General features: G+C 61.5%; 21 protein-coding genes. 7 read left to right on the forward strand and 14 right to left on the reverse strand.

The window, feature by feature from the left end; genetic code table 11:
• Positions 1 to 128: 128 nt before the first annotated feature.
• The 9 genes from CXQ94_RS08325 to CXQ94_RS08365 are packed head-to-tail and all read right to left on the reverse strand — an operon-like array spanning position 129 to position 8,531.
• Positions 129 to 1,181, reverse strand: a complete 1,053-nt coding sequence (locus CXQ94_RS08325) for a 3-isopropylmalate dehydrogenase (RefSeq protein ID WP_104088302.1) — start codon at positions 1,179 to 1,181, stop codon at positions 129 to 131.
• Positions 1,182 to 1,239: 58 nt separating this feature from the next.
• Positions 1,240 to 2,619 (reverse strand): deoxyribodipyrimidine photo-lyase, encoded by a 1,380-nt coding sequence (locus tag CXQ94_RS08330; RefSeq protein WP_104088304.1) that lies wholly within the window; start codon positions 2,617 to 2,619, stop codon positions 1,240 to 1,242.
• 23 nt (positions 2,620 to 2,642) lie between these two features.
• Positions 2,643 to 3,491, reverse strand: a complete 849-nt coding sequence (locus CXQ94_RS08335; protein WP_104088307.1) for a prenyltransferase — start codon at positions 3,489 to 3,491, stop codon at positions 2,643 to 2,645.
• Positions 3,488 to 3,781 (reverse strand): lycopene cyclase domain-containing protein, encoded by a 294-nt coding sequence (locus tag CXQ94_RS08340; protein WP_258066856.1) that lies wholly within the window; start codon positions 3,779 to 3,781, stop codon positions 3,488 to 3,490. The genes CXQ94_RS08335 and CXQ94_RS08340 overlap by 4 nt, the downstream gene beginning before the upstream one ends.
• Positions 3,782 to 3,792: 11 nt before the next feature.
• A complete protein-coding gene (locus CXQ94_RS08345; RefSeq protein ID WP_104088312.1) occupies positions 3,793 to 4,137 on the reverse strand; it encodes a lycopene cyclase domain-containing protein in 345 nt (114 codons plus the stop codon).
• Positions 4,134 to 5,828 (reverse strand): phytoene desaturase family protein, encoded by a 1,695-nt coding sequence (gene crtI / locus CXQ94_RS08350; protein ID WP_258066857.1) that lies wholly within the window; start codon positions 5,826 to 5,828, stop codon positions 4,134 to 4,136. The genes CXQ94_RS08345 and crtI overlap by 4 nt, the downstream gene beginning before the upstream one ends.
• A complete protein-coding gene (locus CXQ94_RS08355; RefSeq protein ID WP_104088315.1) occupies positions 5,825 to 6,838 on the reverse strand; it encodes a phytoene/squalene synthase family protein in 1,014 nt (337 codons plus the stop codon). Before CXQ94_RS08355 ends, crtI begins: the two co-directional genes overlap by 4 nt.
• A 2-nt stretch (positions 6,839 to 6,840) precedes the next feature.
• A complete protein-coding gene (locus CXQ94_RS08360) occupies positions 6,841 to 8,007 on the reverse strand; it encodes a polyprenyl synthetase family protein (protein WP_104088318.1) in 1,167 nt (388 codons plus the stop codon).
• A 44-nt stretch (positions 8,008 to 8,051) separates the two neighbouring features.
• On the reverse strand, positions 8,052 to 8,531 hold the full coding sequence (locus CXQ94_RS08365) for a MarR family winged helix-turn-helix transcriptional regulator (protein ID WP_104088321.1): 480 nt from the start codon (positions 8,529 to 8,531) through the stop codon (positions 8,052 to 8,054).
• 96 nt (positions 8,532 to 8,627) lie between these two features.
• On the opposite strand from CXQ94_RS08365, the gene CXQ94_RS08370 reads away from it, so the two are divergent.
• The 3 genes from CXQ94_RS08370 to CXQ94_RS08380 all read left to right on the forward strand — a co-directional run bounded on the left by CXQ94_RS08370 (position 8,628) and on the right by CXQ94_RS08380 (position 12,165).
• Positions 8,628 to 10,112 carry an SDR family oxidoreductase gene (locus CXQ94_RS08370; protein WP_104088324.1) on the forward strand — a complete coding sequence of 495 codons (1,485 nt, stop codon included), beginning with the start codon at positions 8,628 to 8,630 and terminating at the stop codon, positions 10,110 to 10,112.
• Positions 10,113 to 10,203: 91 nt separating this feature from the next.
• Positions 10,204 to 11,460, forward strand: a complete 1,257-nt coding sequence (locus CXQ94_RS08375; protein WP_104088327.1) for a sensor histidine kinase — start codon at positions 10,204 to 10,206, stop codon at positions 11,458 to 11,460.
• Positions 11,461 to 12,165 carry a response regulator transcription factor gene (locus CXQ94_RS08380; protein WP_104088330.1) on the forward strand — a complete coding sequence of 235 codons (705 nt, stop codon included), beginning with the start codon at positions 11,461 to 11,463 and terminating at the stop codon, positions 12,163 to 12,165.
• 76 nt (positions 12,166 to 12,241) lie between these two features.
• On the opposite strand, the gene CXQ94_RS08385 is transcribed toward CXQ94_RS08380, so the two are convergent.
• The 4 genes from CXQ94_RS08385 to CXQ94_RS08400 are packed head-to-tail and all read right to left on the reverse strand — an operon-like array spanning position 12,242 to position 16,606.
• Complete coding sequence (locus CXQ94_RS08385; protein WP_104088332.1) at positions 12,242 to 13,078, reverse strand: carbohydrate ABC transporter permease; 837 nt, start codon at positions 13,076 to 13,078, stop codon at positions 12,242 to 12,244.
• The gene (locus CXQ94_RS08390) at positions 13,075 to 14,046 is read right to left on the reverse strand and encodes a carbohydrate ABC transporter permease (protein WP_258066860.1); all 972 of its coding nucleotides are present in this window, start codon (positions 14,044 to 14,046) and stop codon (positions 13,075 to 13,077) included. Before CXQ94_RS08390 ends, CXQ94_RS08385 begins: the two co-directional genes overlap by 4 nt.
• Positions 14,047 to 14,052: 6 nt before the next feature.
• Positions 14,053 to 15,354, reverse strand: a complete 1,302-nt coding sequence (locus CXQ94_RS08395; protein WP_104088334.1) for a sugar ABC transporter substrate-binding protein — start codon at positions 15,352 to 15,354, stop codon at positions 14,053 to 14,055.
• A gap of 37 nt (positions 15,355 to 15,391) precedes the next feature.
• The gene (locus CXQ94_RS08400) at positions 15,392 to 16,606 is read right to left on the reverse strand and encodes an aminotransferase class V-fold PLP-dependent enzyme (RefSeq protein WP_258066861.1); all 1,215 of its coding nucleotides are present in this window, start codon (positions 16,604 to 16,606) and stop codon (positions 15,392 to 15,394) included.
• 228 nt (positions 16,607 to 16,834) lie between these two features.
• Here CXQ94_RS08400 and CXQ94_RS08405 point away from each other — a divergent pair, with 228 nt between their 5' ends.
• From CXQ94_RS08405 to CXQ94_RS08420, 4 genes are all read left to right on the forward strand, one after another.
• Positions 16,835 to 17,575, forward strand: coding sequence for a FadR/GntR family transcriptional regulator (locus tag CXQ94_RS08405; RefSeq protein ID WP_104088338.1), 741 nt, complete (start codon positions 16,835 to 16,837; stop codon positions 17,573 to 17,575).
• Between the two features lie 108 nt (positions 17,576 to 17,683).
• The gene (locus CXQ94_RS08410; RefSeq protein ID WP_104088341.1) at positions 17,684 to 18,436 is read left to right on the forward strand and encodes an ABC transporter ATP-binding protein; all 753 of its coding nucleotides are present in this window, start codon (positions 17,684 to 17,686) and stop codon (positions 18,434 to 18,436) included.
• 3 nt (positions 18,437 to 18,439) lie between these two features.
• Positions 18,440 to 20,917, forward strand: coding sequence for an ABC transporter permease (locus tag CXQ94_RS08415; protein WP_104088343.1), 2,478 nt, complete (start codon positions 18,440 to 18,442; stop codon positions 20,915 to 20,917).
• A gap of 157 nt (positions 20,918 to 21,074) precedes the next feature.
• Positions 21,075 to 22,106 carry a hypothetical protein gene (locus CXQ94_RS08420; RefSeq protein WP_104088346.1) on the forward strand — a complete coding sequence of 344 codons (1,032 nt, stop codon included), beginning with the start codon at positions 21,075 to 21,077 and terminating at the stop codon, positions 22,104 to 22,106.
• Between the two features lie 44 nt (positions 22,107 to 22,150).
• On the opposite strand, the gene metG is transcribed toward CXQ94_RS08420, so the two are convergent.
• A complete protein-coding gene (gene metG / locus CXQ94_RS08425) occupies positions 22,151 to 23,725 on the reverse strand; it encodes a methionine--tRNA ligase (RefSeq protein ID WP_104088349.1) in 1,575 nt (524 codons plus the stop codon).
• Positions 23,726 to 23,835 lie beyond the last annotated feature (110 nt).

The following is a 23,835-nucleotide window of genomic DNA, read 5'->3' on the forward strand; positions in this document are numbered from 1 at the left end:
GGAATTTGTCACGATTCTCGTGGTGTTGTGCCGTAAATTTGAGTTACGGTTCATTCACCTAGTGGGCTAAGCCTACTACTGCCCGCCGAGGATCTGAGCCGGTCAGCCTTGCCTGGATTACGACGCCGTTAGAGGGCTGCAGTGATGGCGTCACCTATCGCGCTGGTTGCCCGGGGTGCCGCGGCGCTGCGCCCGGCGATGTCCGCGGCGACGGCGGCCTCAACCTTGGCTGCGGCCCCCGGGTACCCGACGTGGTTAAGCAGCAGGGCTGCGGACAGGATTGCCGCGGTGGGGTCGGCTTTTTGCTGGCCGGCAATATCGGGGGCGGAACCGTGGACGGGTTCAAACATGGACGGCGCGGTGCGGTCCATGTTGATGTTGCCAGAAGCAGCCAGGCCAATGCCGCCGGTGACGGCAGCGGCAAGGTCGGTGACGATGTCGCCGAAGAGGTTGTCGGTGACGATGACATCGAAACGGGCTGGGTCGGTGACAAGGAAAATCATGGCGGCATCAACGTGCAGGTAGTCAACGCTGACGTCCGGGAACTCCACGGCAACAGCTTCGACGGTGCGCTTCCACAGGTGTCCGGCATAGACCAACACATTGTGCTTGTGGACGTAGGTGAGTTTCTTACGGGGGCGTTCGTTGGCGCGGCGGAAACCATCGCGGACCAGGCGCTCCACGCCGAAGGCGGTGTTGACGGAAACTTCGGTGGCCACCTCGTGAGGGGTGCCCTTGCGCAGCACGCCGCCGTTGCCAACATAGGGGCCCTCGGTTCCTTCGCGAACCACCACGAAGTCGATGGCGCCCGGGTTCGCCAAGGGTGAGGCAACGCCGTCGTACAGGTAGGACGGGCGCAGGTTCACATAGTGGTCAAGGCTGAAGCGCAGCTTGAGCAGCATCTCGCGTTCAATCAGTCCTGACGGGATGCGGGTGTCACCGGGAGCGGCTCCGACCGCACCAAACAAGATGGCGTCGTGCCCGCGCAAGGCCTCGATGGTCTCCTCGGGCAGTGTCTCCCCCGTGGCGAGCCAGTGCTCAGCACCCAGGGCGTAGTCGGTCAGGTTCAGCTCGACACCCTCGGATGCACTCACCTTCTTCAGGACTTTGACGGCCTCCGCCGTGACCTCGGGACCAATACCGTCTCCGGCGATAACTGCGATGTTAATCGATGCGCTCATGAATTCAGCCTAACGAAAGTATCCACATGATGGTCAAATGATCTCAAAGTTTGAGACGTCACTTGATTGAGGCGTAGCCCTCAAGCGCAGTCAAGCGCGTTTGTGCCAGGTCCACCACGGCTTCTGGGTACTCGGGCGTCAGGAGTTCTGGCACCCACCGGCTGACGTACTTGCCGCTGGGATCGAACTTCTTGGCCTGCGTCAGCGGATTGAAAATCCTAAAGAACGGCGAGGCGTCGGCCCCGGATCCGGCCACCCACTGCCAGTTGGCGGGGTTGGAGGCTGCGTCTGCGTCGACGAGCGTGTCCCAGAACCACTGCTCCCCCGCCCGCCAGTCAATGCCAAGGTTTTTGACGAGGAAACTGGCCGCGACCATCCTGACCCGGTTGTGCATGAAACCCGTGTGCCACAATTCCCGCTGCCCGGCATCAACGAGTGGGATACCGGTTCGCCCCTGTTGCCAGGCATGTAAATGCTCGACGGCGGCGCCGTCGCCTTGTGCGGGCGAAGCGTGCGGTCGCAGCCAGGGAAAACCGTCGAACTGCCGGCGTAGGTTGGTGGTCGCCAAATCGGGGTTGTGGTAGAGCTGGTGCCAGCAAAACTCGCGCCAGCCAAGCTCGGCGGCAAACACACCCGGGCCGGGTGTCCCTTCGCGGCGATAGTCTGCGAGCGCGTGCCACACCTGGAAAGGGCTGAGCTGGCCCCAGCGCAGGTACGGAGAAAGGCGGCTGGTGCCCGGCTGGTCGGGCCGGTCCCGGGCGTCTGAATAGTCCTGAACCCTCCCCTCCAGGAATTCTCCTAGCGCTTCCGTGCCGGCGGCGGCTGTTGGGCGCCACGTTTCGCGCAGCCCGTGCGCCCAGTCTGGAGTGGTTGGCAGCAATTCCCACTTCTCGAGGTCATCGCTTTCAGGGAGTGGCCCGTCGAATCCGCACCCCACGTCGGGCAGGCCGAGGGGCGCCCGAAAATCCTGGGCGGAAAGCGCCCGCCAGAACGGAGTGAACACTTGGTAGGGATTTCCGGCACCGGTCCTTACATTCCAAGGTTCGTGCAGCAGGGATGCCTGGAAACTTTCGGCGTGGATACCCTGCCCAGATGCCCATTCCTTGACAGTGGTGTCCACCGCCCGTTCGGACCCTCCGTAGCGCCGATTCCACAGCAGGGTGCCGGCACCCAGCTCGGAGGCCACTTCCGGGAGCACCTGCGCCGCGGCGCCGCGGCGCAGAATCAGGGGAATGCCCAGCCGCTCAAGTTCGTCCCGGAGGTCCAAAAGTGCATGGTGTAGCCACCATTTGGCGGCTCCGCCCAAGGCGCGGATGCCAGCCGACTCTTCATCCAGGACATACAGGGCCACTGCCGCACCATCGGCGACGGAAGCCATTAGAGCGGGATTGTCCGCTACGCGCAGATCGTCCCGGAACCAGATAAGGGAAACGTTCATCGTGAAAAACCTTTCATGCCGCCTTAGCGGTTGAGAACGAGCCAGATCAAAGTCAGAGTCACCAGAAAGCCGGTGAGGTAATTCAGCCACAAGAAGCGTTTCCAGGCGGCATTGGCGGTAGCCGAGGCGGCGTCGGTGACCCGCAAGTAGGGCGCAACGTTGATCAGATACGGAACCGCGAGCAAGGCGGCAAAGGGCGCTGCGGTCCACAGCATCAACATCCCGGCGCAAGCGTAGGCGGCAAAGGCGAAACACACAGTGAACCGCGCCCCCAGCACGGTACCTATGGAGGCAATCGAGCCCTCACGATCCGGGACAATGTCCTGCACCGCACCAAACGCGTGGCTGGCCATCCCCCACAGGAAGAACGCCACCAGAAACGCGGCAATGCCAGAGGTGAACTGCGCATGGGCCAAGGCCAGGCCATAGACAGCCGGAGAGACAAAGTGCGTACTGGAGGTGATGGAGTCCAGGAAGGGCCGCTCCTTGAAGCGCAGCCCGGGCGCACTGTAAGCAACCACGGCAAACAAGGAAATCGCCAGCACAGCATTTGCTAGGCCATCACCTTGTGTCAGTAACACGGCAGCAAAGGGGACGGTGGCGGCCACGGAAGCCCACAGGACAAGACGATGATCTTGGCGGGCAAGAACTGCTCCCTCCACACCACCCTTGCGTGCGTTGAGCAGATCGGATTCGTAGTCGAACACATCGTTGATGCCGTACATTGCCAGGTTGTACGGGATCAGGAAGAACAAGGTTCCCACTATCAGGACCCAGTCAATCCGTCCGGTCGCCAAGAAATATGCCGCGGCAAAGGGGTAGGCCGTGTTGACCCAAGACACCGGCCGGGAGGTGACGAGGAGGTTCTTCATGTGTGCGGCCCCTTGGCGAACATGAGCCAGAGGCCGGGGAGAAGCAGTGCCGCAGCAATAGGGTAGGCAAAATCTTCGAGGGGGGCCAGCCCCAGCCTGACCCCATTGAGGGCATCTCCGCCGTAGTCGAAGAGGCCGGAGGCAATCATGATGTTGTCAAAGACTGCTGTCAAGGCCGACAAAACGACAATCGTCAGAACGACGGCGACCACCACTTTGCGCCTATTCGGGCGCAGCAGCAAGGCAACGAAAAACACCACAAGGGACACGGCGAGAAAGATTGAATTCAATTCCCCATAATTCATGACTGTCCTCCGCTCGTCCTTCGGTTTCGGTTTCGGTTTCGGTTCAAGAATCGAAGGGCCGCCGTAAACAGGATCATGGTTTGGTAGCAAAGGAACAGCAGAAAGAACGCTTCCTCCAGGGGCAGCGCCGGGCCTAGCATGATCCCCGTCATGAGCTTGGACTCTCGATGCAAGAAGATCCCTGCCGCAATAGCCGACACATCCCACGCCAAAAAGAACACCGTTCCGAGGACGAGAACAGCCACCGCCGGTAGGGGGTGCGCGAAGAGGAACAATTTCCAGCGCGCATCCAACAAGCCCATGCAAACGAGCAAAACGAGCAAAATCACCAAATAGCTCATAGGGAAGAGGCCAGTTCGGTTGGCTCTGACTCATTTGCCCCAGCCGCATTCGTCTCCGGCTCCGGCTCCGGCAAGGGTCCGCTGGAGTGATCGCCTCTCACCGCTTTGAGCACAAGTTCGGCACTGATCATGCAGAGGGGAACGCCGATTCCTGGCCGCACCGAGCTTCCAGCATAGAAAAGTCCGTGCACTTTGGAATTGCTGTTGCCAGGTCGCAGGAATGCACTCTGCTTGAAGGTATGTGCCAAACCGAGCGCGCTCCCCTGCCAGGCGTTTACATTCTCCTGAAAGTCGGCCGGGCCAAAACTGCGCCGCACCACGATGCGATCGGCAAGGTCCGGCGTGTTGGTCCACCGTGCCAACTGGGCGATAGCCGCGTCGGCGACCTTTTCCACATGGATGGAACCCCCGCCGTCGTAGCCGCCCTTACCCCACTGAGGGAGGGCTGGGGCGGGGATGAGCATGAACAGGTTCTCGGTCCCCTCCGGCGCTACGGTGGAATCGGTGGCACTGGGGCGGCAAACGTAGATTGAGGTCGTGTCTGCGAGAGCCTGCCCATCAACGATCCTGGCGAAGTTGTCCTGCCAGTCCTCGGTAAACAGCAAGTTGTGGTGGGCCAGAAGTGGCAACTCGCCGCTCACGCCCAGGCACACTAGGACGGCGCTGATGCCGGGGTCAGCCTTGGCCCACTTTTTCGCAGACCGCGTGCGGAGGTTCTCCGGCAGCAAATCCGATTCAATGTGGTGCAGATCGGCGGCTCCCACCACCAGGCGGGCTGCGGCGCGGTGTGCGACGCCGACGTGGTCGCGCCAGGCGACAGCCTCGCACCGTGTCCCGCTTTCCGCCGGACCCGTGACAATCGCGGTGGCCGTTGCCCCGGTGACAATGTGAACCCCCGCCTTGCGGACCACCCGTTCCATGGCATCGACCACCGCGGCAAAACCTCCCTGCGGGTAGAGCACACCATCTTGGAGGTCCAAATGACTCATGAGGTGGTAGATCGACGGTGCTCTGTAGGGGCTAGTACCTAAGAAGACAGCCGGGTAGCCCAGAATCTTTTGTTGCAGCGGATGCGTGAACCGCCCGGCCACAAACCGGTGCAGGGACAGGGTCAGCAGTTGGGCCAGCCGCGGGGCATGGCGCATCAGCTCCGGGGCGGCCAACCCCTTTAATGTGACAAAGGGGTCATAGAGGAAATGCTTCTTGGCCAGCGTGTACGCGAGCTGAGCGGAATCCAGGTATTTGGCAAGTTGGACGCCGGAGCCTTGCTGCTGGGTTTCGAACAAGTCCACAGCCTCGGCACGGCCCGTGCGAACCACCGTCGATTCCGCCCCTGACTGCCGGCCCGCGGCGCTCCACAGCTTGTAGGCAGGGTCCAGACGGACAAGGCTCAGTTCGGCTGCTGCACTGGTGCCCATCATTTTGAACCAATGATCAATAACTTCGGGCATGAGGTACCAGCTGGGGCCGGTGTCAAAGGTGAACCCATCACGTTCCCAACGTCCGGCCCGGCCGCCGACTTGTTCCTGCTGCTCCAGCACACTCACGCTGTATCCGTCTCGGGCCAAAAGCCCGGCCGTAGCCAGCCCGGAGATCCCCCCGCCAATTACTACGCAATGCTGTTGGGACTGTTTGGAGCCGGGCTTTTTGTTGCGGTCGGAGAAGAACCCCGGCCGACGCATGCCGCTCATGAGGACACCTCCACGGTTGCTTCAGAGACTGACGGTCCAGTGCCGGCTGCGCCAGGTGGCGTTGAGTTGGCGAGCGGCCGGGGATTTCCCTTGGACTGCAAAATCTGCGGACTCTGCGGCACTGCGACGTTTCCCCCGGTGGTGCCTGGGTTGCCGCGCACGCACACCTTCGCGGCGATGTACGCCTTCTGCCAGCCGGGGACCCGCACGCGCTTGTCGGCGAGCCGGGCCGCGGGGATGCGTGCCAGCCTTGTGACCAGGGCGGCAAAAAGATCGTGGGCCAATCGCACTGCCCGGCGGGCAGGCGGGGCTAGGAAGGGCATGCCTGCCCGCGCGATTGCCAGATCCTGGCGAATCTCGCTAAGCAGTGCATCCTTGTGCCGGTCCGTAAAGGCGCCAGGATCCAAGCCGGGGAAGTACAGACGCCCCAACTCAGCACTGTCTGCACCCAGGTCGCGCAAGAAGTTTATTTTTTGGAAGGCGGCGCCTAAGCTCCGGGCCGAATCCAGCAGCTGCTGTTCGTGTCCGGCCGGTGCGTCTTCCATTACCAGGAATACTTTCAGGCACATCAGGCCCACCACTTCGGCGGAGCCATAAATGTACGCCGCCAAAGTGTCGGGCGAATGAGTGTTTTGCGAAAGATCAGTGCGCATCGAGGCGAAAAACGGCCGGGTCAAAGCGGAGTCAATGCCTGTGCGTCGGGCGGTGCCGGCAAAGGCATGGACCACCATGTTGGTGCTGTAGCCGCTGCGCAGGGCTTGCTCGGTTTCCTGTTCCAGTGCGTCAAGCTGGGCGCATACTGCCTCCGAACCCAAGCCAGCCGCCGCTGCCGCGCCGTCCACCACCTCATCGGCCACCCGGACCAGCGCATAGATGTTCTCAATGTCCCGGCGCGCCCGAGCCCCCAGGAGCAAGCAGGCCATGCCGAACGACGTCGAATAGCTCTTGATTACCACTGCCGAGCTTCGCCTCGCAGTCTCGGAATATTGGCCCAACGGATCGTTCCCCATGACTAGCTCCTTCGCGTCAGCACGTAGTCGCAGATTTGTGTCAGCTCCAGGAACAAGGACTCGGGCAGGTCCAGCTCCGCAGCCTTGTTCATGGCGTCCGCCACCAAATTCCGGGCCAACGTCAGGGCATGTTCCCGTGCACCCAGCTGGCGCAACACAGCGCGGATAGCCTCTGCGTCCCCGGTGCCGCCGCGGAAGTCCGCCAGGGCGGCCACAAACTCTTCCGAGCCGTCCGCAAAGGACGTCAGGATGGTGCGCTTGCCCTCACGCAGGTCCGAGTCGACGGACTTGCCCGTGTCGGCCTGCTGGCCAAAGGTACCCAAGACGTCATCGACTACCTGGTAGGCCACACCAATGTCACGGCCCACGGCGGCGAGCGCATCGGCCGTAGCGGCGGATTGACCTGCCAACAGGGCGCCTGCCCGCAGCGGCATCTCGAAGGAGTACACGGCGGTTTTCAGCCTCTCCATGTTCAGCACCTCGAGCAGATCGGGGTCGCTGTTGCCCAGCGCGAACAGCAGATCGTCCAGCTCACCAGCGGCGGCAGCGAAGATTGCCTCATGGATGGTTGAGAGAATTGCCGCGCTTTGCCCATGGCCTGTGGCCGCGGAGGCTGCCAATCGGAGTGAGCCAGTCAGGAGTAGATCGCCGGCAATAATGGCTGCGGAGTATCCTGCGTGGTCGGCGTCGGCTCTGCCGTGTCCGCCAAGTGCTGCCAAATCCCGGTAGCTGGCGCCCAGGGTTTGTTCTCCGCGGCGCACAAAGTCCCTGTCGATGACGTCGTCGTGCACTAGCAGTGCGGCATGGAGCATTTCGAATGCGGCCGCTAGTTCACTGCAGGCCCGCCAGCCCGCTCCGCCGAAGGCCTCATACGTCAGGTAGACCAGTTTGGGGCGCATCCACTTTCCCCCGCTGCTGGTGGCACCAATCCGGTCCCACAACTCGCCGAAGGCTGGCGAGTAGTCCATGGCACGCATCCGCTGCGCGGCAAAGTACTGATCTAGGACGTCCTTGACGCTGATCTGAAAGGCTGCCCAGTCCAAGGGCGTCTCGGGGTCGGGGGTATCCGCCTCGGCGAAACGTCTGCGGTCGGCCACGAGAGTTTCACCTTGTTGAGCGGAATCTCTGGCCAGGGGCTGGGCGAGCTGGGTTTCCTTTTCGGCTGGCATGATCTTTACACCTTTCGGCTATCAATGTGCACGGTTGGGGGAATCTAAGCGGGGCCGTTTTCCAATGCGGCGACGCGGTTGCTCATGGAGGCCACCACGCTGCTCAGAAAATCGACAATGACAGCCTGCTCGCCGTCGTCGTAGCGCCGTACCTTGTTGTCAACGTCCATGATCATCGGCATGAGTTTTTCCATGGCAGCGCGTACGGATTCTTCGCTGGGGCTGATGAGCCAGCGACGCCTGTCAGTGGGGTGGGGGGTCCTGGTGATGTGACCCTTCTGCGCGAGCCTGTCGATAACCGTGGTGGTGGCTGCCGCCGTCAAATGCAGGTACTTTGCCAGTTCACCCGGTGACATGGAACGCTGCTTCATGAGGTGTTGCATCGCCTGAAAATCTGTTTCATTGAGGTCCATTTCCCGGCGCATGATGAACTCCATGACCTCGTTGAGCACAAGAATTTGCCGAACCAGCACAGACGCCTGATGCATCTGCACTGAAGGGCGCCCACTGTGGGAGTCCTTCATGAAACACCTCCAACCATTGATAATCAGAAAATCTAATTACATAATGATGGAAGGAATCGGATTTGTACAGCATTTGCCTAGCAAGGGGTTTGCACCATGGCCGTGATAGCCGTTGCCGGAGCCACCGGATACATTGGTGGTCGACTTGTTCCTCTGCTGTTGGAAGCGAACCATGAGGTGCGGGTTTTGACCCGCAATCGCCAAAAGCTCCGCGACGTGCCATGGCGTGATCAGGTGGAGATCACTGTGGGATCCATCGAGGATCCCCAGACGGCTCAGGAACTCTGTCACAGCGCAGACATTGTGTACTACCTTGTGCACTCCATGTCCGGAGACCGCCGCACTGGCGCCAATTTTGAGCGCGTGGAGAGGCTCTGCGCGCGTAATCTCAGCAAGGCTGCCCGTGAGGCCGGCGTCAAACGGCTCATCTACCTCTCCGGCCTGCACCCGCAAGGGCAGCTCAGCCGTCATCTGGCCTCCCGCACGGAAGTAGGCGAGATTCTCTTGTCCTCGGGAACCCCCACAGCCGTTCTCCAAGCGGGCCTTGTCATTGGCTCGGGCTCCGCCAGCTTCGAGATGGTCAGGCACTTGACTGACGTCCTACCGGTCATGCCTGCCCCCAAATGGGTCTTGAACAAGATCCAACCCATTGCGGTCAGGGACGCACTGCATTATCTGGTGGGCGCCTGCCAACTCCCGGCGGGGCTCAACCGAACCTTGGACATCGGCGGACCGGAGGTGCTCAGTTACGCGCAGATGATGCGCACTTACGCCGAAGCGGCAAACTTTCGCCAGCCGGTGGTCCTTCCCTTGCCGGTGCTGACACCGTGGCTTGCCGCCCAATGGGTCAATCTGGTCACCCCTGTCCCCCGCAGCCTGGCTATACCCCTGGTGGAGTCCCTGCAACACGACTGCGTGGCCAGCGAAAATGACATTGCCGCATATATCCCCGAGCCCGACGGCGGCCTGACCCCTTACAAGCGGGCCGTGCAACTAGCGCTTCACAAGATCGAGGCGGACACTGTGGAAACCACGTGGGCAACAGCCCACGCCGTGAGCGCGCCGGCGGAGCCTCTGCCCAGCGATCCCGAGTGGGCGGGACTGACGGTATTCACCGATGAACGCAGCAAAACCACTGCCGCACCGGCCAGCGAAGTGTGGAAGGTCATGGAAGGGATAGGCGGGGCGAACGGCTACTACTCTTTACCGTTCGCCTGGACTGTCCGCGGCTGGATGGACAAGCTGGCCGGGGGCGTCGGCCTGAGTAGGGGGCGGCGCAGCAATAACAGCCTCCAGCTCAACGACGCTGTGGATTGGTGGCGGGTGGAAACCTTGGAACGCGGGACGCTCTTGCGTTTACGGGCCGAAATGATCGTCCCGGGCCGCGCCTGGCTCGAATTTGAGGTCGCGCCGCTCCACCCTGACAGGCCGGAGGAAGGAAGTGTTTTCCGCCAGCGGGCAATATTCTTTCCTCGCGGCCTGTCCGGACGTCTGTACTGGCTGGCGGTACTCCCCTTCCACGGCATCATCTTCAAGAACATGGCCAACAGGATCACTGCCGCCGCAAGCCAGCGGCCCTGAAGGCTAGCTGACCACGGAAAAGTCCCTGCAAATCTCCACCCTGGGCAGGATGCCCACTACCGGCAGGCCACCTAGAGTGGAGTGAGTGATCATGCATTCCATCTACGACTGGTTCCGACGGCACCGATTTGCCGTTGACTTCGTCCTCATGGCCGTGCTCTGGCTGACAGTGATGCCCTTTAGCCTGATGAATTCGGGCCCCACCGAGGACGCCGGGCTGCACACCGCTGGCGGCATTATCTTCAGCACCGCACTGGTGTTTCCGTTGGCATGGCGGCGCACAAGGACAGTTCTGGCCGGATTCCTCATTGCCGGCGTGGCCATTTTGCAATGGGCGCTGGCGGTACAACCCATGCCTGCCGACGTCGCCGTCCCACTGATTGTGTACGCGTTAGCTGCCTTCGGGCCGCGCTGGGCCAGTTTGGGTGGCCTCGCGCTGGCCCTGATCGGCTCCATCATGCTGGTCACCCGATTCTTCTACAACCTGACATCCACGTCACTGGCCGATCTGCCGTACGGCGCCGTCCTGATTCTGGTGGTGTGGGTTTTCATCCTCTTCAGCTGGACTGCCGGAGACCTGACACGCACCAAGCGCCTACGAGAACAAGCCCTGGAGGACCGCGCCCACCGGCTGGAGATCGAAGCCCAGCACGAGCGTGAGCTGGCCGCCAACGACGAACGCGCCCACATTGCCCGCGAAATGCATGACATCGTGGCCCACTCCCTGTCCGTCATCATCACCCAGGCCGACGGCGCCCGCTACGCAGCAGTGGCCGACCCCGGGATCGCCCCTGCCACCTTGGCGACCATCGCCGAGACCGGCAGGTCCTCCCTGCAGGAAATGCGGCGCCTGCTGGGTGTGCTCCGCGGCGATGCCGACGCCTCCATGCGTCCCTTGCCCGGGCTGGTGGACCTGGATGAGCTGCTGCTGGGAATCCGTGCCGCAGGACTTCCCATCAGCTATGACGTCACGGGCGAGGCACGCCGGATGCTGCCCGCCGGGGCCGAACTGACGGCGTACCGCGTAGTCCAGGAGGGGCTGACCAATGTCATGAAACACGCCGGCCCGAACGTCATGGCGGCCGTGGCATTGAACTGGACTGCACGTGGCCTGGAAGTTTCCGTGACTGACGATGGCAGGGGCGCGTCGGCGTCGTTCGCTGACACTGGCCCCATCCCCGCCTACGACGTCAAAACCCCCGCCGCTCCCGACCTCGCCGATGCTGGCGGAAACGGCCTGCGCGGCATGGCCGAACGTGTCAAGCTTTACGACGGAACACTCGCTGCCGGTCCCATTCCCGGCGGAGGTTTCGGCATCACCGCATTCATCCCCTACACGGAGACCTAAATGACAACCACCCCCATCCGCGTCGCCCTGGTCGATGACCAGAGATTAGTGCGCTCAGGATTTGGCATGCTCATCAATTCCCAACCCGATCTCACCGTGGTCCTCGAGGCCGGGAACGGGATCGAGGCACTGGGCGCTTTGAACGCCACTGCCGCCGACGTGGTCCTCATGGACGTCCGCATGCCCGGGATGGACGGGATCGAGACCACCCGCCGACTCATGGAACGGACCAAGGCCGCACCCGCCGGTTCCTGGTTGTCCGAACTCAAGATCGTGGTGCTGACTACCTTTGACCTGGATGAATATGCCCTGGCGGCTATCCAGGCCGGTGCCAGCGGATTCCTGCTCAAGGATGCTCCCCCGGAGGAACTTCTGGGCGCCATCCGCACCGTGTTCGCCGGCGACGCCGTGATCGCACCCTCCACCACGCGACGCCTACTGGATCATGTGGCCCCGATGCTTTCCGCGCCAAGCCCGGCCAATGACGCCCATTCCGCGGCGGTGGCCAGCCTGACAGGCCGTGAGCACGAGGTGTTTGTCCTCATTGCCAACGGCTTCTCCAACCCGGAAATCGCGGCCCAACTGTTTGTGTCCGAGGCGACGGTCAAGACCCATGTGGGCCATATTCTGGCCAAACTGGCGGCCCGGGACAGGGTTCAGGTGGTTGTTATCGCCTACGAGACCGGCATCGTTTCCCCGGGCTAGGCGATCTGCCCACAAACGACGGCGGTTGGTGACCCTTGTTTGTTAGGGTCACCAACCGCCGTCGTACTGAAGTAAATTAGCCCTTCACGGCGCCGGCGGTCAGGCCTTGCACAATGAACTTGCTGGCAAAGGCAAAGATGACCAGCGTTGGCACTACCGTCAACACGGCTGCCGCCGACATGGAACCCCAGTCAATGTTGAAGCTGGAGATGAAGCCTGCCAAGGCCGTGGGAATGGTCTTGTTCTCGTCGCTGTTCATCAACGTCACCGACAGGAACAGTTCATTCCAGCAATTGACGAAGTTGAAGATGAAGCTGGCGGCAATTCCCGGCATCATGACAGGAACCAGGACCCGGAAGAGTGCTGAGAGCCGGGAACAGCCGTCAATCATGGCGGCCTCTTCCAAGGCGTCCGGGACGTTTTCAAAGAAACCGCGCAACATGATGGTGCAGAACGGGATACAGATGGCGATGTAGACCAGGATCAGCCCGGTTTTGGAATCAACCAGGTTGAAGTTGGTCATCATCATGTACAGCGGGCCCAAGGCGATGAAGCCGGGGATCATCTGGGTGAGCAGGAACGCGGCCATGACCCAGCCGCGGCCCGAAAACTGGAACCGTGCCAACACATAGGCGGACAGCAGTGAAATCAGTGTTGCGACCGTGGCGGCGACGGTGGCCACCAGCAAACTGTTGAGCATGTAGACGCCAAAGTCGGACTTGGTGAACAGGCCAATGTAGTTCTCAAAGGAGAGTTCCTTGGGCCAGTAGTCCAGTGGCAGCGAGTAGATGGTGCCGGGTGCTTTCAGGGAGGTGACCACGATCCAGTAAAGCGGGAAGATCGTCACTATCAGGCAGATGCCCAAGAAGATGATTTTGCTGGTGCGTCCAAAGACGGTTTCTTTGTTAATCATCTTTTTTCCTTTCGGGGGCGCACAGCCATCAGGTAGAACGCGGCGAACAGCATCAAGGTGAAGACAACGATCAGCCCAAGCGCCGAGGCCTGCCCGTAATCACCCTCCTGCGTAATTTTGATCATGTAGGTGGTGATGATGTGGGTCTGGTCGGCCGGGCCGCCGCCCGTCATGGCCCAGATGATGTCCGGAAAATTGAAGATCCAAATGATGCGAAGCAGGATTGTCAGTCCCAAGGTCACCGCGATGCTGGGCAGGGTGATGTTGAAGAAGGTCCTGACCTTGCCGGCGCCGTCGATCGCGGCCGCCTCGTACATCTCATCCGAGACCGATTGCAGGGCGGCCAGGATCATGATGGCGAAGAACGTCACCCCGTACCAAATGTTGGCGATGATAATGGCTGTCATGGCAAAGCCGGGCTCGGCCAGCCATGGAATGGGGCTGTGAATGATCCCTGCCTTCATCAGGAGGTCATTGACCACACCGAATTCAGCGTTGAACATCCACCGGAAGAGCATGCCGATCAGGAAGCCTGAGACGGCCCAGGGGAAGAAGATGAACGCCTGGTAGGCTCCGCGGAACTTGAAGTGGCGTTTGAGGAACAAGGCCAGGGCAAAGCCGATAACAACCTGCGGCACCAGGGAACCAACAACCCACACGATCGTGTTGCGGACGATCGTGCCAAATTCCGGCGTTTCAAACAGTTTGACGAAGTTGCCCCAACCCACCCAGGACGTGTCCGAGAGATCGTTGAGGTTCCAGTTGCGGAAGGCCATCTGGCTGCCGGAGATCATCGGGTAGTAGGTGAAGATTCCCACGAAGATGGCCGCCGGTGCCATGAAGGCCAGCAGTGTCAGGGCGGTCCGCGAATTGAACCGCTTCTTCTGACGAAGTGTTGTGTTCGGCTCCTGTGGTGCGCCGGCCGTCTTTGACCCGCGCACCACCGTCTGCTCAGATGTGAGTGCCACTTGTTACTAGCTCGCCATCTTTTCGGTCCAGTAGCTGTCCCAGCTGGTCAGGAGTTCCTTGGTGGTCATCTTGCCGGTGAGCACCCGCTGCAGTTCGCCGTCGGACTTCTTGATCCACTCGGTCCACCAGGCAACGCCGCGAGGCTGGGTGGCAGAAATGTAGGTGTCCGGGTTTTCGGTCATGGTCACATAGGCAGCCCACGGGCCGGTGCTGTAGAACGGATCGGTGGCTGCCGATTTGAGAATCGGAACCAGGGAGTTGTCCTTGCTGAAGGTGGTGGCGGGCTCACCCTGAGACAGGTACTTGATGAGCTTGATGGCTTCGGGCTTGGCCTTGCTGGATTCGGCAATACCCCAACCGGCGGAGGCAACTGGCTGGATGGCCTTGCCCGTGGGGCCTACCAGCAGCGGTGCAACACTCCACTGGTCAGCTTTCAGCGACTTGGATTCCTTGATGGTGGCAATGACCTCGGGGTCCTGGAGCAGGAACGCGGTGGATCCGTTGCTGAAACCCTGAACCATTTCCGGGTAACCCCAGGCCACGGATGAGGGCGGGGATCCCTTCTTGAAGATCTCCAAGTAGTCATCCATAGCCTGCTGCGCCTCAGGGGCGGAGAAGATGGTCTTGCCGTTCGTCAGCTTGAACGCGTTCTCCTTGTCGATCTGATCGGCGGTGTAAGCCTCGATCACGGCGACGGCGTTGGAGTTGGCGTTGGGGCCGCCGCGGAACGCGTAGCCAAACTTGTTCTCGTCGGGCTGGTTAAGCTTTTCCGACTGCTTCAACAGGTCCTGCCAGCTGGCTGGCGGGCCGGAGAACCCGGCCTCCTTGACCAGGTCGGTGCGGTAGAACAGGGACAACCCGTAAAAACCGTAGGGGATGTAGTAGGTCTTGCCGTCCTGCTTGGAGTAGTTGACGGCATTCGTCGTCAAGTTATCCCAGCCATCCCAACCCTTCAGGTCGGCGCTCATGTCGTACAGCCACTTGTTGGCACCGAAGGAACCGACAGTGATATCGCGGGCCTCAACGACGTCGATCCCCTTGCCCGACTGGAGCATCTGCTGGATCTTCTGATCGGCCGAGTCCGTTGGGGGTGAAATCAAGTCAACCTTGATGTTCGGATTTTCCTTTTCAAACCCGGCCAGCAACGTCTTGATGGTGTCCGTGCGTGTGGGGTTGGTCAGGCTCTCGACCATTTTGAGGGTGACGGTGCCATTGCTGGAGTCCTTGGCACCGCCTCCGCCACAAGCGGACAGCGCCAGAACGGCGGTGACACCCAACGCGGCTATGGTGGTGAATCTTGATTTCATGGTGACCTTTCGAGGTGGGGCGGAGTGTAGCGGTGCGTTAGTGGCTTTGGGCAAGTCGGACCAGTGCCGGAACTGCGCGTTCGGCAAAAGCTTCATAGTCGCCCGGCGTGTTGTACAGGTGGGCCGAGAGGCGCAGATAGCCGTTTCCGCCGAAGGTGGTGATGGCCGTTTCAAAATCGAGGGCGTCGGAGACGAAGGCTCGTACGGCGTGGGAATCTTCATGGGTGGTGGCCAGTCCCTGGGGCAGCCGGATCATCCTCAGGTGTGCTACCGGCATTCCGACGTCGACCGTGGCATCAATTCCCGTCATTGCCGTAAAGGCATCCTGAACAATGGATTGGCCGTAGCCTGCCAGCGCTCCGGCGTAGTTTCGGCAGGCGTCCCAGCCGTAGCGGGTCTCGATGGTTTCAAACGATGCCTTGGCCGACATCCATGAGGTGATGTCCTGGGTCCCCACATGATCGAAGCTCTCCGGGAAAGAGTGTGGGAACCCCCAGGAGTCGATCAGTGGGTGCAGATGCGCACGCAGCGGGCCGCGGGCAACCACAGCCGCCGTGCCTCTGGGGGCGCAGGCGAACTTGTGCAAGTTTCCGACCCAGAATCCCTCAAAATCGGGGACCGGTTCTGCCAGCGCTCCGGGGGCGTGTGCGCCGTCGACCAATAGGGGCACACCCAGGGCCTTGGCGGCGCGGGCGATCTCAACAATGGGGAAACTTCGCGCCGTGGCGGAGCTGATCTGGTCGATGACAATGAGTGCGGTGCGCTCATTGACCTGGGCCATCACCAGTTCAAGGGTCAGCGCAGCATCGGCTTCCAGGGGAACCACTGCCACGCGAACTTGGCCGTTGTGTTCGCGGGCTACGCGGCGGGCCCCTTCGAGCACGGCTCCGTAGCTGTGATCGGTGGTGACGATTTCGGCGCCATCGCCGAAAGGCAGGGAGTTGTAGACGGTGCTCACGCCGGCGCTGGCATTGGGAACCAGGGCCAGATCGTCCTGCTCGACTCGCAGGAAGCTGGCGATTTCGGCCCTTGTGGTGGCCAGGGTCACGGCCTGGCCCATAAACCAGGTGCACGGGTTCGCGTCCATTTTCGCCTTGAGGCGCTGCTGCATTTCTTGAGCGAGCAAGGGTACCGCCCCATAGGAACCATGGTTGAGGTGAGTCTTGTCCGCGCTCAGAGTCCAGTCTGTGATGGCCAGCCGACCATCGGGGGTCAGCATGGCGGCGGGTGCGGTGAGAAGAGAGGAAGCCACGGAGTACTTTCGGTTGGCGACAGATACGGAAGTACCTGTAAGTTACCTCACATTTAACATCAAGACAATAGATGACTTTGGTTATTCATCTGATGACTTGCCAATTTAGGTGGCACTTGTCCCGAAATTAGACCAGATATTTCCAAAGACGTACGATGACTCTTGGAACACATATGATGAGTTGGAACAGCGGCATTTACCTTCACAACAACTCCGAGGACAAATCTCATGAGCGCAGTAGAAACCGCCCTCCAGGGCCTGCGGGCCAAGATCGCCTCCGGAGAGCTGGCGCCGGGTCAAAAATGTCCACCCGAGGGCGAACTGGCCGCCCAACTGGGGGTTTCGCGAAGTTCCCTGCGCGAGGCGATCCGCGCCATGTCTGCTTTGGGGGTCATGGAAGCCAGGCATGGTTCGGGAACCTATGTCTCGTCCCTGGAGCCTGCGGAGATCCTCAAGGGTTTCGCACTGTTGGTGGACTTGTTTCCCTTCGACGGAGTCTTGGAACTCTTTGAAATCCGGAGGGTCCTGGAATCACATGCCGCAGCGGCCGCAGCGGCAAAGGCCACACCCGAACTCATGGCCGAACTGGACCAGCTGGTGGCCAAGATGGAGGCTACGGATAATTCGTCCGACATTTCCGATCTGGATGCCCGCTTTCACGAGGCAATTTGCCAGGCCGGGGGCAATTCCACCCTGACCAGCCTCATGACGATGTTCCGTTCGCGGGGGCGTCATTTCAACATTTTCGACAGCCGGGAGGGCGCCGCCGTGCGCGAGGCCAGCAATCGGGGACACCGTGACATCCTCGAGGCCCTGCGAAACAGGGATCCCTCCACGGCAGCCACCGCCACTGCCGGGCACATTGCCCAAACCGAGTTCTGGCTCAAGAAATTCCGGCCCGCGCCCCAGCTCTCGTCGCCAGCACCTGCCTCCCACCAGACGCTGACTCACGCGCCGGAGCCTGCCTAGGGAGCGGCAGGGGGTCCTCCTCTGGTAGGAGGAAACGGCGTCGAACTTTCCGCCTTTATCCACCCACGCTCCGATTCGGCAGGAATGAAGCGTCAATAGGCTGAAACCATGACGATCATTACTGAGAACACCAAGAGCACATTAGCGGTTCAGGCCCGCGGATTGCGCAAGACCTACGGCAAGGGTGAGACTGAGGTGAGCGCCCTCAAGGGCGTTGATCTGGATTTTCCGGCCGGACAGTTCACCGCCATCATGGGCCCCTCCGGCTCCGGCAAATCAACACTGATGCATTGCCTGGCCGGGCTAGATTCGCTCAATTCCGGCACCATCCACCTGGGCGACACCGAGCTGACAGCCCTGAACGACAAGGCGCTGACCCAGTTGCGCCGGGACCGGATCGGTTTTGTCTTCCAGGCCTTCAACCTGGTCCCCACCCTTACCGCTGAAGCCAATATCACCTTGCCGGTCGCCTTGGCCGGTGGCGCCGTGGATAAGGAGTGGTTCGCGTTCATCACCGAGACGCTGGGTCTGAAAGACCGGCTGGCACACAAACCCCACGAGCTCTCCGGCGGACAGCAGCAGCGCGTTGCGGTGGCACGCGCCCTCTTGACGCGGCCCGACGTTATTTTCGGCGATGAGCCCACCGGTAACCTGGACTCCCGCTCCGGTGCCGAGGTTTTGGGTATGTTGCGCCGCTCCTCCCGGGAGATGGGCCAGAGCATCATCATGGTCACTCACGACCCCGTCGCCGCCTCCTACGCGGATCGCGTGGTGTTGATGAACGACGGCGAACTGGTGGGCGAGCTGGAGAACCCCACCGCCGAGTCTGTGCTGGCGTCGCTGGCATCCCTGGGAGGCTAGGCCATGTTGCAAGTCGCCTTCAGCCAACTCAAAACACATTCACGACGCTTCATTGCCATCACCTTGGCCGTGTTACTCGCCGTCGCTTTTCTCTCCGCCACGCTCATGGTCAACGCCTCAACGAAGGCATCCCTGGTTGCCAGCATGGGTGAGAGCTATGCCGGCGCCGACCTCGTTATCTCTCCCCCGGGCGAGACTCCATTGACCGGCGGGGACGTGAAGAAGGTGGCAGCCTCCCCCGACGTTGCCGGCTTCTACGCACAACGCTCCCTGTACGTCGCGGCGGAAACCGGGACCGCAACACTGCAGGGAACGTTGCGGAATATGCCCACCGTGGCTTCCCTGGAGCCGTTCAAGCTTCTCTCGGGCAGCTGGCCCAGTTCCGATGCCCAGGTCACCGTGGACCAGGCAACAGCCGACCACCAAAAACTGTCCGTGGGGCAGAGCGTCTCCTTCAAGACGAACGGCAGTTCCGGGTCCTTGCCGGGGCCCACCCTGACCACAACGATTTCCGGCATCACGGCCTCCGCCACTGATCCCCTTGCGTCCGGTCAGGCCCAGTTCGTGGGTACCGACGCTGCATCCGCGGCGCTGGCTAGTCCCGATTCGGGCTTCGGCCTGATCTCCTTGACTCTCAAGGATGGAGTGAGTCTCGACGCGGCCAGAAGTTCACTCGCGGCGTCACTTGGCCAGCCTGCGGGCACAATTCTCACTCCGGAAGAGAAAACCACGGCGCAAGTTTCCATGCTTACCGGCGGCCAGGACCAATTGACCATTGTCTTGTTGGCGTTTGCCGCGGTGGCACTGTTGGTCTCCGCCTTGGTGGTCTCCAACACCTTCTCAGTCCTGGTGGCCCAACGGACCCGGGAGCTTGCACTTTTGCGTTGCGTCGGCGCCAGCCGCTCACAGGTGCGCAATTCGGTCATCGTGGAGGCACTCGTCGTCGGTTTCATCGCCTCTGTGTTGGGAGTCCTCTCCGCAACAGGGATCATGGCGGCAATCCTGGCGATACTGCGTAGCAACCCGGACTTTGCCTACGCCACCTTGGCGGTGCCGCCGTCGGCCATCATCGCCGGCATCCTTGTAGGCACCCTCCTGACGGTCCTGGCAGCGCTGGTACCGGCCCGCGCGGCAACAGCCGTGGCTCCCCTGGCCGCCCTCCGACCTGCCGATGACGCCTCGTTGCACAACACCGGCGGACGTGTTCGGCTGGCTATTGGAGTGGTTCTGATTCTCGCCGGCGGTGCGGGACTGGTGTATGGCGGCCTTTCGGCGAGTCTGTTCGTGGCGCTGCCGGCGGGCGCGGCGTCCTTTGTCGGATTCCTGATGGCGGCCTCCCTGTTCATCCCCAAGCTCGTCTCGCTGGCAGGGAAGTTAGCCTCTCCAGCGGGCGTCCCGGGTAAGATGGCCGCCGCGAATGCGGTCCGCAACCCGCGTAGGACAACGGCCACGGCGTCGGCACTGCTCATTGGCGTCACCCTGGTCACCATGATGATGACAGGTGCTGCAACCGCCCGGAACGCCTTCGACACCCAACTCGACGGGCACTATCCGGTTGACATCACCGCACAAAAGATGGGCGACAACTCCCCCTTCACACCCCAGCAAGTTGCCACCACAGCGGCGCTGCCGGGCGTTAAGAAGACCGTGTTGCTGAAACCTGTGGGTACCGCGACCGTTGGCGGGCAGATTATCCCCGTGTATGGAATTTCCGACGCCGACGCTGGAGCCCTTCTTGTCAATCCGGCCAACCGGCCGGCTGGGAATGCGGTGGTGCTCCCACGGGGCATCAAGGCAACAAGCGTGGAGCTGGCTGCGGGATCCCAGACCACCACCGTTGCCGCCACGGCTGCAACAACGGATAGTTTCGATGCCTTGGTTTCGCTGAGCACATTCACTCCCCTGGCCAGCGACGAAACCGCCAGCATCGCACCGCAGGTCTGGATTGCAGTTGACCCCGGCCTCAGTACCCAAACCATGATGGATCTCCGCAGCAACATCGCCACATCACTCGGCGTCAGCGAGTTCATGGTCAGCGGGGCTGTCCTGGAAAAGGCAATGTTCAGCCAGGTCATTGACATGATGTTGCTCATTGTCACGGGGCTACTGGCAGTGGCCGTGTTTATCGCCTTGATCGGTGTGGCCAACACGCTGTCCCTGTCAGTCCTTGAGCGGACCAGGGAGAACTCGCTGTTGCGGGCCCTGGGTCTAACAAGGGGCCAGCTCCGCGGCATGCTGGCCCTGGAGGCTGTGCTCATTGCTGGCGTTGCGGCGCTCATCGGTTCCGTGTTGGGCGTCGTCTACGGCTGGCTCGGGGCGCAATCGGCGCTGGGCGGCTTCACTGCCGTGACCGCGACAATCCCGTGGGGCCAGATCCTGATGGTGGTGGGCGTTGCCGCGGTAGCGGGGCTGCTGGCCTCGGTCATCCCGGCTCGCCGTGCAGCGCGACTCTCCCCCGTTGAGGGCCTCGCCATGGACTGATTCGCTCGCCGCACCTAAAGGGACGGCGCTTGCGCAAAACGACGGCGGTACACCACCGGCCCTCTGCGCAAGCGCCGTCCATTTTGGATTTCCAAGTTATCCACAACTGTGAAAGTGCCACTTCCGCAGCGCCCAATTCGGTGGAACCGTGTATTTCATGACGATGCCACGACTGATTTTGCCCGCCGAGCTTGAAAGTATCGGCCATGACCGCCGCAAATTGGTGACCCTCTGCAATAGGGGCGAACTGATCAGGCTACGTTGCGGTGTCTACGTCAGTGCCACCGCGTGGCAGGAACTGCGGCCCATGCAACAATATGGCCTGAAGGTGCTGGCCTTTCAACAACTGGCGCCACGGCAGCCGGTGCTTTCCCACGCCACGGCGGCACTCTTGTGGGGTTTGTGGGTCGTGGGCACGCCCCAAAGACTGCACGTGATGACGGAGGTGACCACCGGTGGGCGTACCGAAAACGGTGTGGTCCGGCACCGTGGATCACTGGCCGAAGACCTGATCCGCTGCGGGCCCTTCCTTCTCACCAACAAGCTGGCTACCGTCATTCAACTGATCCAGAGCCTACAATTCCCCTACGCCGTTGCGGTATGCGATTCCAGCTTGCGGGTGCCCGAACGCAAATACGCGTTTAATAGCTTCTCCCCCGCGGGTTCCGAGCCTGCCCCCGGCGATCCCCTTTGGCAGGGAACATACCCGCAGGGAACACCCTTGGCAGTCAAAGACCTCGTTGCCGCTGCCGAACAACTGCCCAGCAAGGCCGCCCGGGTGCGAACCCTAGCTGTCATCGAATTTAGTTCCGCGTTGTCTGCTTCTGCCGGCGAGTCAATTAGCAGGGCCAAATTGCATATGTTTGGCTTTCCTGCCCCAGTACTGCAGAAACACTTCACCCTCCGCGACGGCAGCGATGCCTTTGTGGACTTCTGGTTTGAGGAACTTCGCCTGGCCGGCGAGTTTGATGGCAAGGGCAAGTACCTCCGCGACGACTGGGGTGGAGGACTGTCCATCCAGGACCGGGTGCTGGCAGAAAAGGCCCGGGAAGACCAGATCCGTGCACAGGGGGTGGGCTTCGTCCGATGGGAATGGGCCGAAATGATGAACCGGGAACGGTTCATCTATCTGCTTCGCCAGGCCGGTCTGCGACAAAAAGCCGGCGTTCGCGCATTCGGCTGGCGGTAGAACACCAGCCGAATGCGCGAACGCCGGCTTTTTTCGTGCAGCAGCTACGCCTCCGCAGGCTCCTCGTACTTCGGGAAGATCGGCGCCGGGGCGGGCAAAACTGTACCCGCCACCAGAGGTGAGGTGAAAGCGGCAAACTGGCGAACGGCGTCGTCTGCAGAGGTGCCCTGACCCAGAACCTCAAGTAGCTTCGCTGCGGCGTCGGGCATGACCGGCTGGACCAGGAGCGAGACCATGCGCAGCACCTCGAGGGTCACGTACAGTACGGTTTCCATGCGGGGCACGTCGGTCTTGCGCAGCACCCACGGTGCCTGGTCGGCAAAGTAGGCGTTGGTGTCGCCGAGAACGTGCCAGATTTTCTCCAGCGAGCCGTGGAAATCCTGAACCTGGTAAGCGGTGCGGGAGTGCTCCAGCAAGCCGCGGGCGGCGGCGAGAATCGTCTCGTCGGCCTCCGTGAATGCGCCAGGTGTCGGGACCGTGCCCTCGCAGTTCTTCGCGACCATGGACAGCGAACGCTGGGCCAGGTTGCCCAGGTTGTTCGCAAGATCTGAGTTCATGCGCCCGACGACGGCGTCGTGGTTGTAGGAGCCATCGGCACCGAAGGGGACCTCGCGCAGCAGGAAGAAACGGACCTGGTCCAGACCGTACTGGGCAACCCAATCGGCGGGGGCCACAACGTTGCCCAGGGACTTGGACATCTTCACGCCGTTGTTGTGCAAGAAGCCGTGGATCATCACGCGCTTGGGCAGTTCCAGCCCTGCGGACATCAAGAATGCAGGCCAGTAGACGGCGTGGAAGCGGGAGATGTCCTTGCCGATGACGTGGACGTCGGCGGGCCAGAACTTTTGGAAGGCCGCCGAATTCTCATCCGGGTAGCCGATGCCGGTGAGGTAATTAGTCAGCGCGTCGACCCACACGTACATGACGTGCTTGTCATTGCCCGGAACAGGCACACCCCAGTCGAAGGTGGTGCGGCTGACGGACAGGTCCTCCAGGCCGCCCTTGACGAAGCTGATGACCTCGTTGAATCGGGTGCGCGGGGCCCCGAATTCAGGCTGCGACTCGTAGAGCGCCAGCAGTTTTTCCTGGTAATTGGAGAGGCGGAAGAAGTAGCTTTCCTCCTCGGTCCAGGTCAGCTCGGTGTCCGTAACTTTGGAGTAGCGCAGGCCATCCTCGCGCAGTTCGGTCTCGTCCTCGCCGTAGTAGGCCTCGTCACGAACCGAATACCAACCCTCATATTTGCCAAGGTAAATGTCCCCGGCGTCTTCCATCTTCTTCCAGATGGCCTGTGAGGCGGCGTAGTGGTCGGCGTCCGTGGTGCGTATGAAGCGGTCGTAGCTGATCCCCAGGGCCGCATGGGCTTCCTTGTAGACGGCAGCATTGCGGTCAACAAGTTCCTTGGGCGTAATGCCTTCTTTTTCGGCCGTCTGCGCAATCTTCATGCCGTGCTCATCGGTGCCGGTCAAGAACATCACGTCGTACCCGTCCAGGCGCTTGAAGCGTGCCATGGCGTCGGTGGCGATGTACTCGTAAGCGTGCCCGATGTGCGGCACACCGTTCGGGTACGTGATGGCGGTGGTGAGGTAGTAAGGCGTCTTGGCCGATTCAGTAGATGTCACCCTACGAATTTACCGTGAACCGCACCAAAACACCGCTTCGGCCCCAAAAACGACGACGCCGGCACCCGAAGGTACCGTCGTCGTCGTTAGTGGTGACTGGCCCGATGATT

Source organism: Arthrobacter sp. GMC3 (assembly GCF_002929305.1).
Classification (GTDB): domain Bacteria; phylum Actinomycetota; class Actinomycetes; order Actinomycetales; family Micrococcaceae; genus Specibacter.

Excerpts from the sequence above, each read along its gene's own strand:
- CXQ94_RS08360 (WP_104088318.1), bottom strand. The coding sequence starts at position 8,007 with ATGCCAGCCGAAAAGGAAACCCAGCTCGCCCAGCCCCTGGCCAGAGAT.
- CXQ94_RS08355 (WP_104088315.1), bottom strand. The coding sequence starts at position 6,838 with ATGGGGAACGATCCGTTGGGCCAATATTCCGAGACTGCGAGGCGAAGC.
- CXQ94_RS08335 (WP_104088307.1), bottom strand. The coding sequence starts at position 3,491 with ATGAAGAACCTCCTCGTCACCTCCCGGCCGGTGTCTTGGGTCAACACG.
- CXQ94_RS08375 (WP_104088327.1), top strand. The coding sequence starts at position 10,204 with ATGCATTCCATCTACGACTGGTTCCGACGGCACCGATTTGCCGTTGAC.
- CXQ94_RS08420 (WP_104088346.1), top strand. The coding sequence starts at position 21,075 with ATGACGATGCCACGACTGATTTTGCCCGCCGAGCTTGAAAGTATCGGC.
- crtI (WP_258066857.1), bottom strand. The coding sequence starts at position 5,828 with ATGAGCGGCATGCGTCGGCCGGGGTTCTTCTCCGACCGCAACAAAAAG.
- CXQ94_RS08365 (WP_104088321.1), bottom strand. The coding sequence starts at position 8,531 with ATGAAGGACTCCCACAGTGGGCGCCCTTCAGTGCAGATGCATCAGGCG.
- CXQ94_RS08395 (WP_104088334.1), bottom strand. The coding sequence starts at position 15,354 with ATGAAATCAAGATTCACCACCATAGCCGCGTTGGGTGTCACCGCCGTT.
- CXQ94_RS08415 (WP_104088343.1), top strand. The coding sequence starts at position 18,440 with ATGTTGCAAGTCGCCTTCAGCCAACTCAAAACACATTCACGACGCTTC.
- CXQ94_RS08380 (WP_104088330.1), top strand. The coding sequence starts at position 11,461 with ATGACAACCACCCCCATCCGCGTCGCCCTGGTCGATGACCAGAGATTA.
- CXQ94_RS08345 (WP_104088312.1), bottom strand. The coding sequence starts at position 4,137 with ATGAGCTATTTGGTGATTTTGCTCGTTTTGCTCGTTTGCATGGGCTTG.
- CXQ94_RS08405 (WP_104088338.1), top strand. The coding sequence starts at position 16,835 with ATGAGCGCAGTAGAAACCGCCCTCCAGGGCCTGCGGGCCAAGATCGCC.
- CXQ94_RS08370 (WP_104088324.1), top strand. The coding sequence starts at position 8,628 with ATGGCCGTGATAGCCGTTGCCGGAGCCACCGGATACATTGGTGGTCGA.
- CXQ94_RS08410 (WP_104088341.1), top strand. The coding sequence starts at position 17,684 with ATGACGATCATTACTGAGAACACCAAGAGCACATTAGCGGTTCAGGCC.
- CXQ94_RS08330 (WP_104088304.1), bottom strand. The coding sequence starts at position 2,619 with ATGAACGTTTCCCTTATCTGGTTCCGGGACGATCTGCGCGTAGCGGAC.
- CXQ94_RS08325 (WP_104088302.1), bottom strand. The coding sequence starts at position 1,181 with ATGAGCGCATCGATTAACATCGCAGTTATCGCCGGAGACGGTATTGGT.
- CXQ94_RS08385 (WP_104088332.1), bottom strand. The coding sequence starts at position 13,078 with ATGATTAACAAAGAAACCGTCTTTGGACGCACCAGCAAAATCATCTTC.